9 protein-coding genes are annotated in these 12,351 nt (G+C 49.3%); 4 read left to right on the top strand and 5 right to left on the bottom strand.

Going from position 1 to position 12,351, the window contains the following annotated elements:
- Positions 1 to 9 precede the first annotated feature (9 nt).
- Positions 10 to 1,494: a replication initiation protein gene (locus BN1936_RS05095; protein WP_049686805.1), complete on the bottom strand. Its 1,485-nt coding sequence runs from the start codon at positions 1,492 to 1,494 to the stop codon at positions 10 to 12.
- Positions 1,495 to 3,823: 2,329 nt separating this feature from the next.
- Here BN1936_RS05095 and BN1936_RS05090 point away from each other — a divergent pair.
- Both BN1936_RS05090 and BN1936_RS05085 read left to right on the top strand, forming a co-directional pair.
- The gene (locus BN1936_RS05090) at positions 3,824 to 4,480 is read left to right on the top strand and encodes an AAA family ATPase (RefSeq protein WP_022444434.1); all 657 of its coding nucleotides are present in this window, start codon (positions 3,824 to 3,826) and stop codon (positions 4,478 to 4,480) included.
- 23 nt (positions 4,481 to 4,503) lie between these two features.
- A complete protein-coding gene (locus BN1936_RS05085; protein WP_022444433.1) occupies positions 4,504 to 4,785 on the top strand; it encodes a hypothetical protein in 282 nt (93 codons plus the stop codon).
- A gap of 481 nt (positions 4,786 to 5,266) precedes the next feature.
- On the opposite strand, the gene BN1936_RS05080 is transcribed toward BN1936_RS05085, so the two are convergent.
- Entirely contained in the window at positions 5,267 to 5,770 is a 504-nt protein-coding gene (locus BN1936_RS05080; RefSeq protein ID WP_022444432.1) for a LysR substrate-binding domain-containing protein, read from the bottom strand.
- Positions 5,771 to 6,455: 685 nt separating this feature from the next.
- On the opposite strand from BN1936_RS05080, the gene BN1936_RS05075 reads away from it, so the two are divergent.
- Both BN1936_RS05075 and BN1936_RS05070 read left to right on the top strand, forming a co-directional pair.
- Positions 6,456 to 7,037 (top strand): sugar O-acetyltransferase, encoded by a 582-nt coding sequence (locus BN1936_RS05075; RefSeq protein ID WP_049686803.1) that lies wholly within the window; start codon positions 6,456 to 6,458, stop codon positions 7,035 to 7,037.
- A gap of 753 nt (positions 7,038 to 7,790) precedes the next feature.
- On the top strand, positions 7,791 to 8,732 hold the full coding sequence (locus BN1936_RS05070) for an MBL fold metallo-hydrolase (RefSeq protein WP_049686802.1): 942 nt from the start codon (positions 7,791 to 7,793) through the stop codon (positions 8,730 to 8,732).
- Positions 8,733 to 8,931: 199 nt separating this feature from the next.
- Here the strand turns inward: BN1936_RS05070 and BN1936_RS11815 are convergent, their stop codons facing one another.
- The 3 genes from BN1936_RS11815 to BN1936_RS05060 all read right to left on the bottom strand — a co-directional run bounded on the left by BN1936_RS11815 (position 8,932) and on the right by BN1936_RS05060 (position 12,112).
- Complete coding sequence (locus BN1936_RS11815) at positions 8,932 to 9,264, bottom strand: FAD-binding protein (RefSeq protein ID WP_022444429.1); 333 nt, start codon at positions 9,262 to 9,264, stop codon at positions 8,932 to 8,934.
- Between the two features lie 8 nt (positions 9,265 to 9,272).
- Positions 9,273 to 10,421, bottom strand: a complete 1,149-nt coding sequence (locus tag BN1936_RS05065; protein WP_022444428.1) for an FAD-dependent oxidoreductase — start codon at positions 10,419 to 10,421, stop codon at positions 9,273 to 9,275.
- Positions 10,422 to 10,621: 200 nt separating this feature from the next.
- Positions 10,622 to 12,112 (bottom strand): FAD-dependent oxidoreductase, encoded by a 1,491-nt coding sequence (locus BN1936_RS05060; RefSeq protein WP_082164474.1) that lies wholly within the window; start codon positions 12,110 to 12,112, stop codon positions 10,622 to 10,624.
- Positions 12,113 to 12,351: the final 239 nt, after the last annotated feature.

Here is a 12,351-nt window from a genome sequence, read left to right as displayed (position 1 = left end):
CAGAGCTTTTTACTCTTCAGTCTTCTTTTTCGCGATCCGCGTGGTTTTCGCTTTGACGGTCTTCACGGCCTTCGCGGTCTTCGTGGTTTTCGTCTCCGCTTTCACCGTGGTTTTGGCTGTAGCCGCTTTCTTCGTGGTTTTCGCTGCCGTGGTTTTAGTGGACTTAGCTGTTTTCGCAGTCTTCGCCGCGGCAGTGGTTTTCGCCTTGGTGGTCCGGGTTTTCTTCACCGCGGTCTTCTTCACTTTCGGCGTCTCTTCCACGATTTCGGGCTCGAGAATCGGTTCCATTGCGGCGGCCTCAGCTGCCATCTGTTCCGCGAGTTCAGCCGCCGCTTTCTGGGCCGCCCGCTTCGCAGCCGCGTCGACCTTCGGCTTACGGGGCTTGAACCCCAGCTGTTTCAGCCACGGCACATAGACTTTCTGCACAAAAGCGGGTTCCGCGAGATGCAGTTTCAGCCATTCGACAAATTCCTCGATCGAATGCCCCTTCGGGGCGAACTTATTCGCGCGGAGCCAGTTAAAGAATTCGTGAGACTTGTAGCCTTTCTTCTCCGCGTACGTCTCATTCGCGCCGCCAAGCAGATCCGCGTAGTACGAAACCTGGCGCGCGGTCAGCACAGCCTGATGATCATCGAGTTCCAGCGAATCCATGACGGAGGTCTTCCGGCGGCGGGACTTCTTCGAATCATCGTCATCCCGCGCGAGCTGCACATGATTCTTCGGCGACAGATGGAATTTCAGCTGTGTCACCTTGTTGTGAGCCCCCCGGATCAGCTCAAGTTCCACGCTGAAACGCGTGAATTCCGAGCTGTTGATCTGGCGGATAGCGACGTCGAGCACGCGCTGCTTGAAATTCCCGAAACGCGTATAAGCGTCTTTTAAATCAAGGAGATTGCGCAGTTCCTCGAACGTCGTGAAGAACGTCCGGTCCGGATGATTCTGGTACTGAAGGCACATCGTGTAGATGCGGATCGCGAACACACTCCGCAGACCCGTGAGTTCCATGAGGTTGAACTCAGTGAACTGCTCCTTCAGTCTCTGAACAAAGGGGATAAAGGCGGGGGTGAAACGGAAACCGATCTGACCATGCCCTTCCGCGTACGTGACAGACGTGAGGAAGTGGAAACGCTCGAAAACCGGCTTTGTCGGATCCTTCCGGAAGAGGTCATACGAACTCTTGAAAGCCGCCTGAAGTTCCGGGAAATTCTGAATCGACCGCATCTGAATCGTGGCGAATCCGTTGAAGAGCGAATCCGACACCTTGCGAAGCGCCGCGTACACCTCCTGCTTTCGGGTACCGAGAGCCATGATGTCGGTGGCGTTCACGAAGTAAGTTTTGTTCGGATCAATGGCGTCAACGTTGGACACATTTGCGATCGCGCTCATCACCACGCGCAGCTGGAATAGGTCCAGGTGATACGACGTGAGATTGAGCGGATTCGAATAGCGAACAACCTTCGATTCAACGTATTTTGTCTTCGGTTTTTCAGCCATAGCCCAGATCCACAAGGAAAATTGACAGGTACGGTAAACGTTATAACTCGAATCCCCATAAACAAAACGAGCCGAAAGGTGATGGCCTTTCCGCTCATTTTTTTGGTGGGAACCTGTGCATAACGGTGACACTTCCGATTACATAGTACTAGCTGAGAGAAGAAAATTCCAGCCGAAATTCAGAAATCTGCCCCCTCGCCTCGAACCCGAAAAAAAGCGTCGGGTACGGCAGAAGTTACAGCCGCGGTACGGCTTCCGTTATCAAACGGTACGGCAGACGCTGCACCAGGGGTACGGTAAACGTTGCTTCTAGCCCCTCTCTATATAGAAAAAGAATTTAAAAAGATAAAAACTAAGAAAAGAAGAGAGCCTGTGGATAACCCAAAGACACCGGCTTTTTCTTAAAAAATCGCCTTTAAGGTACGGTAAACGTTATAGAAAAAAAGAAACCGAGAAAGAAAAAAGGTACAGTTTCCGTTATACCTGTCAACAGACATCCACTCCAAAAATCACCTCAGAACCGCAAAAAACGTCAGAAAGCCTGTGGATAAGTCGAAAAAACACCCAGTACGGTCTCTGTTATCCGTGAAGTACGGGAAAAGTTATCGATCGGTACGGCAGAAGTTACCTCAAGGGTACGGTAGACGTTGCTTCTAAGGCCCCTCTATATAGAAAAGGTTTTAAAAAGATAAAATTAAGAAAAGAAAGGATTCCGGCAAATTTCTGTGGACAACCCGAATGAAGTGTGGTAACGGGTACGGTTTCCGTTATATCTGACTGAAAAAACAGCAGAAAAAGAGATTGGTACGGTAAACGTTATTCAATATTTTTACCGTGTATTCAATGAGATAGAAAAACAAAAACCGTAAAGTAAAGAGAAAAAAGAAAAGAAACACCGCTCTTTCTTTCATCTCTTTATAGGTACGGTATCCGTTATAAGTGATAAAAAAACAAGAAAAATCAGGTTACTAAGAAGTCAGCAGAAGAATGACACAGTGAAATCCGGACTTTGGTGAATCAAAAACCGGTTTTTTGAACGTCTTTCAGTCCTCAACACGGCACTGCAGAGCAAACGTTGATCGTCAAAGTTAAACCGTATAGCAAAGATCACCGCAAAGTCCTGAAGCGATTCTTACTTTATGCAAAAGAACTCACTCTGAGAAAAAACGCCGTCCGTTTTTAAGACCTTCTTTTCGGGTACGGTAAACGTTATAACCGACTCCAGAAGGTCCAGGGTACGGTTTCCGTTATATCTGGAGCTTTCAGACTGGCAAAATGCGTTCATTTAAGAGGCTTTAAATTTTTCTATATGTCCTCTCGGATCGATCTATCGAATTTAAATGCACCGTTTTTTGATCGGAAAAAAGTGAAAAACGGGTACGGCAAACGTTATACCGACAGAGTCATCAGGGTACGGTAAACGTTATCGCAAAGATTGTCCATTACCTGAAGATGTGTCTCTTAACATCCTGTTTATTTTAAACAAAAATTGATTAAGAAATTTCAATTGTCTGATGTACGGAAAGTGTTACCGATAAAAGCAGGAAACAAGGCGAGTCGACCGGAATTTAAGCTTCCCGTTGGTACGGTAAACGGTATAACTGAAGGGCTTTGACATCATTTTTTTCGGGTTTGACCGGTATATGTCTCTTTTGCGGTAACAAGGTACGGTGAATGTTATATCTGACTTAAAACCCACCTGGAATGGAGTTCGGAATCTGTTATCGATCACTCCCTCTTCCGGAACATAGTGAGGTACGGTTTCCGTTATATCAGACCTTGGTCCAGCGGCTGTGGAGACGCTCAACCGTTACATCAGGATTCTTCCTCAAAACGGGTACGGCAGACGTTATAACAGAGGTCTTTTTCCCGGTTTGAAAAGATCCGGATTGAATGCAATTTTGGGTACGGTAAACGGTATATCTAATCTTCCGAGACGGGAACCCAACCGTTTTTTTCTTCAGATGAAGGGATGATTGAAGAAAAGTGTCCAACTCTCTGAGTCCACAGAGGAAACAAACAGTACTGACCGGTTTTTCCGGATCACCCTGTTTTTCCCTCCGATAACGTTTACCGTACCGGAATTTGATAGTTTTTGATAAATGACTGACACCTCTGATTCTTTTGAACGGCTGTCAGGAAATGTCCGTTTAAGTAGGTTTTTTTGCCTCTGTTTGCGCTGCTTTTGGATTTTGCATACAATTTGATTTATTCAATAAATATTAATATTTATGAATAACATCTATAAATTCTAATAGATGCTATTAGCATCTATTAGAAAATGACATCTACAGCACAGATCGTAAAAAACATTTTTCTGGGGGCTCGAATGATCATTGCGGTTGCATCCACTAAGGGCGGAACGGGTAAAACCACGGCCGCTCTGCAGGTAGCGCTTTACCTGCTGGTGCAGAAAAAAGCGAAAGTCTGCCTGGTTGACGCGGACGTGCAGGGTTCCTCCAATCTCGCGATTCAGTCGCGCGAAAAGAACCTCGTTTCTCCGAAACTGAGAACCGAGGTCATCACGGATGGTCGTGAGATCCTGAACCGCGTTCCAAAACTGAATGAGAAGTACGAATATGTGGTGATTGACGTTGGCGGCCGTGAGACGGATGCTCTCCGCGCCTCCATGGCAATCTGCGACACGCTCCTCATTCCGTGCCGTCCGACCGGACTCGACCTTCTCGCTTTCACGCTTAACATCCGCGACGTCATTCAGAAGGCTCGTGAAGAGGCTGGCGCGAAGTTCAAGGCCTACGTCTTCATCTCCCAGGCGCATACCCGCATGACGAAGAATGATCATGAGGTGGTGCAGTTCCTGCGGAGCCTTGATGACATCAAATACGTGGACGCGAAGCTCACCACGCGTGTCGTGTTTGAGGAGGCTGGAAATCACGGCCTCTCTGTCTACGAGATGAAGCCGAGAAACGAGAAGGCGTGCGCTGAAGTCCGCCATCTTGTGAATCAGACGGTCTTAGCCAAGTAAAATACGAGCCAAAGGAGACGGCAATGTCTATCGATCTTAGCGTTACGAATAAACCGGCTGTACAGAAGAAGGCTGAAGAAGAGCCTGATAACCGCGAACAGATCCGCGATTTCGTTCAGAAGGCTGCCCCTCAGAAGGCGGAACGGGCCCGTAAGAAGCACGCTCCTGTTCAGAGAAAGATGTGCTCCTTCATGATCCCGGTTCCCCTGCTTGAAGAACTGGATCGCTTCTGTGAAAAGAAAGCGCAGACCCGCTCCGGCATCATCAACCTCGCGATCGTGAAGATTCTGGAAGACGGACTCTGATTCCGTTCTTCGATCCTTCGACCCATGAATCCTGATAGAAGCTATGAGTTTCTATCAGGATTTAATATGTTTTATTAGATGCTATTAGCTTCTATGAGATTCTGATAGCAGGCTAATCAATCTCCTTGCGGTTCTTGCCGCCCTCGTATCACTTTGCCGTCGGGCCTCTCCCCGCTCTTTTCTCTCAGCGATGTTTCCCCATTCTGGGTTTCTTCTCCAGGTGCAAAGTCATCTGCCATTTCTCATAGAACATCAATACTTTCTATTGGATACTGATAGTTTCTAATAGTATCTATTAAAAACTAACAGAAAATCATAGAGAGGGAAAATCTCAGGCTTCTGAGATACGAGGTTCGCTCCAGCGAGTGAACAACGGGTATGAGGTTTTCCCGCTTTGATCGGTAAGAAAAATAGCTCCTGATAGGTTTTATGAAGAAACTATCAGGAGCTATTAGTTCCTATTAGAAATTAATAGACGGAATCAAAAGAGCTGGGTACGGTAAACGTTATCGATCGAGTCGCGCGTCAGATGACTGATGAGCGCTGAGGTCCAGGGACCGCGGAGCGCTGGATCCTCGTTGACGGCGATTCGGAGTTCTCTCTGAGCCCAGGGGTTCGAGAGACGTACCGGAACCGCCTTCGCATACGCTGAGAGCGATGTAAAAGCTTTGCGGCTGAGAACACCGATACCGAGCCCCTCGCTCACGAGGCGGAGCAGAATCAGCGGATCCTCAACCTCGAGACGTGACTTCAGGACGCGACCGATTTCGTCCGCTTTCTCATAGAGGAACTTCTGCATCGCGAAGTTCCGATCGAGCGTCACGAATTCGTATTCAAGCGCCTCTGAGAAGTCGACAATCTCCCGATCCTTCAGCGGGTGGTCCGCTGGAACCGCGAGATGTGCCTTTCTGGCTCCGCGCGTAAGACAGGACTCTTCAGCGACAGCGGAGAAAAGCAGCAGGTCCACCAAAGAATGGTGGTACATAGGTTTTGGCCTTAATGAGGAAGTCAGGAGTCAGCCAGTTATAACGTTTACCGTACCTGCGGACGGTCCCTGTGCTGTTTACGTCTGTATGGGTCTACAAGAAATTACCTAAAGATAATATTGAAAAAACTGTGCCTTGGAAAGAGTTTGTGAGAGGCAAAAGCAGAGGCTTCAGAGAGTGGGAAAGGCTCATAGTCAAGTGGCGTATGTTAAGTTCTTTTAACTGCTTAAATTAATCACCAGAAAGTTAATTAATTATTCATAAAAGGTATTATTAAAACCACATAATTACCCGATAAACAAGCGATTCTTCTGCATCATAAATTTACTTCCAAAAATCGGGAATTCTCATCTACGTCTCGTCGATTGACGTGGCTGAAGCCGTCGAGGGTATACATCCGATCTTTTAAAGTCAGATATAACGGAAACCGTACCTGTCTCACGCGGTCCGTGGAGTGTCTTGATGAAAAGGCGGATGTGAATTTTTGTGCCAAGCCAGAGTCCCCGATCAGAAACAAGGCGTACCGCTATTTTCATATAACCTGATAGAAACTATGCGTATCTATCAGAAACTATTAGGAACTATCAGGAACTCATAGAAATTCCGGAAGCCTCAGTTCTAACATCGTCTCTTCCTATAATCGGGGGCTGTTGATTGGTTACAGGAAATCGGAGAGAAATTTCGATGGCAATGACTGAACTTGAGAAGCTCGACGCGGGGCTCCCTTATGACTTTATGGATCCGGAAGTGGATGGGAGAAAGCTGCACGCGTTTTCCTGCGCCCAGAAGCTGAATGCCATTCCGATGCAGAATGCGGCGGAACGCGAAGCAGCCGTCCGAGAGCTTTTTGGTTCCTGCGGCAAGCATCCCACTGTGCTGCCGGTCTTCAATTGCGACAACGGGCTCAATATTCATGTGGGTGATGAGTTCCTCGCGAACTACAACGTCACGATCCTCGATATCGCGCCTGTCACGATGGGGAACAACGTGATGATCGGACCCCACACGCTGATCACGTCGGTGGGGCATCCTCTCTCTCCCGCTGCCCGCCGTAAGCACATGGGCATCGCGAAGCCCGTCAAAATCGGAAATGACGTCTGGATCGGCGGCAACGTGACGATTCTTCCTGGCATTACGATCGGGAACAACGTCGTTGTGGCGGCGGGTGCTATCGTCACGAAAGATGTCCCGGATAACTGCGTTGTCGACGGTGTGCCGGCCCGCGTTCTGAAGAACATTGAGAACGATGTTGAGGACGCCGAATAAAACGGCAAATAGTTTTTATTGAGATCCTATGCGTTTCTGATAGTTCCTAATAAATGCTATTAGGAACTAATAGAATCTGATAAGACTTCAGAAAGGCGATCAGATGCCTTTTTTCATGGGACTGATCGTTTTTCTTTGTTTATTTGGTTGAGGGTGCGGATTTCTTTTTTTTCTGTTGAATTGCACCCCTGGATTCCGGAAGTCCCCGAATAAGAACTAGTCGTACGACGAGTCGCAGGATTAATTCTTAAAGTTCCTTCTCTTTTCTTGATCCTCCTAGCTTTCTTCCCGAAGAAAATCTCGATCCTTGTGCACTTTTCTTGGCGAAGGTGAGGAAATCTTATTGACAGAACACAGCAGCTACGCTCCTTTCTAAGAGCGGCTGATAGTTTCTTCTTAGAAACTATGCGTTTCTATCAGTTCCTATTAGCTGCTAATAGGCTTTTCGTCAGTTCTGCAAACCGCCCGGCGTCGTGGTCCTGGTGAAGATCGATTTAGGCAGCCTTGCCGGTATTGGGCTGGTGAATGACGTTTTTTTCACGATCGTTTTTTATTCTGTTTTTTCTGATAGCTTCTGATAGAACCTGATATTTTCTATCAAAATCTATTAGTTTTTAATAGCAAATAATAGAAACTGATAATTCACCTGAAAGCGATCAGAGTACGGAGAGGATTCTTTTTTCCGTCAGAGTTTCACGGCATCTACTCTCCGGTCTAATATCACCGTATTAGAGACTCTGAAGTGAGCGTGTTATGAGCCAGCCTCCCTTTTCACGCCGTGTGCTGCTCTCAGCCGCCGCGGCTGCCGGTGCGGCTATCAGTCTGCCGTTCGGAGCGGAATCGAAGGAAAGTACGACTATGGATAAAAAGGACATGGAAGGCATCCGGCATTACGAGTTCGGTAATGTGACTGTTACCTCAATTTCTGACGGCACCCGTGCTCAGGATCCGGGACTTTCTCTCGCGTCTAAAGAACGTATTGAGGAATTGGTTCGTCAGAGCTGCCAGACCCCGGATACGCTCGAGCATTACGTCAACGTCTTCCATATCAAGAGCGGCCGCCGTTCGGTTGTGATTGATACGGGCTACGGGATTGGAAAGGGGCTCGCTCTTACGCGGCTTTTCTCCGAAGTGAAACCGACTTCGATCACGGACGTCCTGATTACGCATTGCCATCCGGATCACATTTCAGGTCTTACGCATAACGGTGAAGCCGCGTTCCCGAAAGCGAAGGTCTGGGTTCCGAAGACGGATTACGAGTTCTTCACGGGTGAGGGCGTTCCTGAGGAAACCCGGAAGACTACGGCTGAGTTCTTCGCCCCGTACGAGGAAGCCGGTCACCTGAAACTGATCGATAAGGCGGAAACGCTTTTCGGTGACTTCTCCGCGGAATTCCATCCGGGTCATACGCCGGGTCACGCGTTCTTTGTGCTCGACACGGAGCAGGGTGAGATCGTGTTCGCCGGTGACGTCGCTCACGTGGCAGCGGTCCAGTTCGCGGATCCCACGTTTTCCGCCCGCTACGACATGGACCCGAAGCGCGCCGCGGCGGAACGTATCGATCTCTTCACGGAACTCGCGGATTCAACGCATCTCCTCGCGGGCGGTCATCTGCTGTTCCCGGGAATCGGCCGCGTGAGAAAGTTTGGTACTGGCTTTGAATTCCTGACGCTCCCGTACCGTGACCGCCTCTGACGGTTCGCTGACCGAGACTGTCCGATAGCCCTGGATTCCGGCATTGCCGGTTCGGGGCTTTTTTATGATAGAAATTAATAAGAAAATATGAGTTCCTAATAGGAAATAATAAAAGCTATTAGGAAATAATAAAAAATCCACAGGCCTGTTTAATGACCTGTGGACTTTATAAATCCAAATATCGGATCTCGCGATTCAGCTACTTTGACGCGGCAATTGAGGTCGCTGCCAGACGGCCAAAGGACAGCGCCTTGGCGTAACCCGATCCACTCATGTAGTTGGACCCATGGATGCCGCCGGTTGTTTCCCCAGCAGCGTAAAGACCCGGGATGACCTTATCAAAGACATCGACCACCTGAGCTTTCTGATTGATGCGGATGCCGCAGTAAGTTCCAAAGAGGACGCTGGAGGAGGGGAAGATATAGAAGGGGCCCTTCTCAACCTTTACGAGTTTTCCGATTCCGGAAGCCAGGGATTTCCGGCCGAATTCACTGTCAGCTCCTTTATCGACATCGCGGTTGTATTTAATCACCGTTGCCGTCAGCGCTTTAGGATCGATGCCCGCTTTGGTGGCCGCCTCTTCAAGCGTGTTGCCCGCGAAGACATAGGAGGGATTTTGCCTTTGGGAATCATCTCAAAGAGTTCCCGTCCCTGAGGTTCTTTCATTGCGGCATTCAGAATGTTGGAATCAAAGACAATGTAGGAAGCTCCCTTGGGCTGCTTAAGAGCGGCATCGGAGAGCGTCATATAAGTCTGGGATTCATCAACGAATCGCTGACCGGCCTTATTCACGATGATGGCGCCGCTGTAATAGATCGTCGTTGATTCCGTGACCGAGGTCAGTCCGGGTTTAGATCCATACGTCGCCTTGATAAAGGCGGTGTCCCGGAAGTCAGCACCGAGCTCCAGCGCCATCAGGAGTCCGTCCCCGGTAGATCCGCTGGCGGAGAGTACGTCACAGTTAGTGAGGTAGGGATTGAACTTCTTTAGAACTTTGGGAGAACGGGCAAAACCGCCGGTCGCGATAATCACGCCTCGTTTAGCCTGATAGGCATGTTCTTTGCCATCCTTCCCGGCGGCAATCACGCCAACGACACGGTGAGTGTCGGCATCCCACACCAGATGCTTGGCCGGCATATTGAACCTGAACGCGGCACCGTGCTTCCCAGCATAGCCGTACATCGTCTCAATAACCTTCTGGGCCGTAAATACATGTCCACGAGGCTGGCTCATTCCGGCGCCGACCGCCAATTCCCTTGGCTTCAGTCCCACTTTCTGCATCCAGTCGTACTGCACTTTCGATGCGTGGACAAACGCGTGGACGACAGCAGGATCATTGAAGTTTTCGCCGAGCTTCATCATGTCCGATTCGAAAAGAGCTTCAGAATCTTTGGTGACGTTGTGTTCCTTCTGGAAATCTGTACCCGCGACCGCGTACATAGACGTGCAGATCAGAGACGATCCGCCGGGGAATCCATTTTTTTCAAGAACGATGGTTTTCAGATTCTGTTCACAGGCGGCGCAGGCTGCGGAAAGTCCGGCTCCGCCTGCTCCCAGGATGACAACGTCATAGGTTGCATCCCAATGACGGGGTTTATTCGCGGGAACCGCTACAGCCGGCAGGGCAAGACCTGCCAGACCAGCACCGATACTGCCTTCAAGAAGCTTGCGGCGGGATACATTCGACATTTTGATTTCCTCTCCAAAAAAAGACTTCAAAAGCGTTTTCTTATATTTCTGACTCTAAAAATCGGCTCCCCTAGGGGAGTTGACGAACGGCAATTCGGCGCGGTCTAAACAGATAAAGGAGATCAAAGAAAAGAGCCCTCAGAAACGACTGAAGGCTCAAGTTTTGAGGAGAGATGAACTGTTTTTATTGTTTTAAGAAACTATTTTTCTTTGGCAATCATTGTTGCGGCCAACCTTCCGAAAGAAAGTGCTTTGGCATAACCCGATCCGCTCATGTAGTTGGACCCGTGCACGCCACCCGTTGCTTCCCCCGCGGCGTAGAGCCCCGGAATGATGTTGTCGAAGACATCGACAACCTGAGCCTTCGGATTGATCCGGATACCGCAGTACGTTCCATAAAGCACGCTTGAAGCAGGGAAAACATAGAACGGTCCCTTTTCTATCTTGACGAGTTTTCCTAAACCGGAAGCCAGAGACTTCCGGCCAAATTCGCTGTCGGTTCCGGTTTCTGCGTCGCGGTTGTATTTCCTGACCGTTTCAGCCAGTCCGGAAGAATCGATGCCTGCTTTCTTGGCGACCTCTTCCACGGTTGAGCCAGAGAACACATAGGGCGGGATCTTTCCCTTTGGAATCATCTCAAAGAGTTCGCGCCCCTGAGGTTCCTTAAGACCGGCAGTCAGGATGTTGGAATCAAAAACAATGTACGAGGCTCCCTTTGGCTGCTTCAGTGCGGCGTCGGACAGAGTTTTATAGGTCTGAGATTCATCAACGAAGCGTTTGCCGTCCTTATTCACGATGATGGCGCCGCTGTAAAAGATGGTCGTGGACTCTTTCGATGAAGTAATGCCGGGTTTTGAGCCATAGGTGGCTTTAATAAAAGCGGTATCCCGGAAATCGGCGCCCAGCTCAAGCGCCATAAGCAGTCCGTCACCGGTTGAACCGCTGGCGGAGAGCACGTCGCAGTTTGTCAGGTAGGGATTGAATTTCTGAAGAACTTTCTTTGACCTGGCAAAGCCGCCTGTAGCGATAATGACGCCCCGTGTTGCTTTGATCGCGCGAACTTTTCCTGACTGATCTTTAGTCAGAACTCCCGTTACGCGACGGAGATTTTCGTCCCATACAAGATGCTGAGCAGGAGTATTGCAGCGGATCACGGCTCCATGCTGAGTGGCGTAGCGATGAAGAGTGTCGATCACCTGCGGGGGATTGAAAACATGGCCGCGAGGACGAGTCATCCCGCCGCCGAGCGCCAGCGATCTCGGTTTCAGGCCAATTTTCCGCATCCAGTCATACTGAACTTTCGCGGCGTGAACAAAGGCATGAACCACTGCCGGATCATTGAAATTGCCTCCCAGCTTCAGCATATCGGCTTCATACCGGGATTCAGAGTCATTCGTAACGTGATTTTCTTTTTGGAAATCCGTTCCCGCGACCGAAAACATGGCTGTACAAATTAACGAGGATCCTCCGGGGAATCCGTTCTTTTCCAACACGATGGTTTTCAGATTCTGCTCACGGGCAGCACAGGCAGCTGAAAGCCCGGCTCCGCCAGCCCCCAGGATGACAACATCATAAGTTTCATCCCAATGACGGGGCTTCTTTGCGGGGACCGCGACAGCCGGCAGAGCAAGACCTGCCAGACCAGCACCGATACTGCCTTCAAGAAGCTTACGGCGTGATACGTTTGCCATGATATTTTCCTCTCCAAATCAATGTCTAAAACGTTTTTCCTTATGTTTTCGACTCTAAAAAACGGCTCCCCTAGGGGAGTTGACCGGTGGCAAGTAGAGAGAAATTCAGGGATTTTTATCAGAACGTTATTTCTATAATTTCACTTCAGCACTAACTGACAGGAAATCCAAAAGACCATGAAACTTTCCCGGCGAAATCTGCTGCTTGGCGCGGCGCTGTTATCCGCAGAGACGTCGGG

It is taken from the genome of Dakarella massiliensis (assembly GCF_001182045.1).
GTDB classification, from domain to species: Bacteria; Pseudomonadota; Gammaproteobacteria; order Burkholderiales; family Burkholderiaceae_F; genus Mesosutterella; species Mesosutterella massiliensis.
The sequence above is the reverse complement of the archived record's forward strand: the minus strand, read 5'-3'. Positions and strand labels throughout refer to the sequence as shown.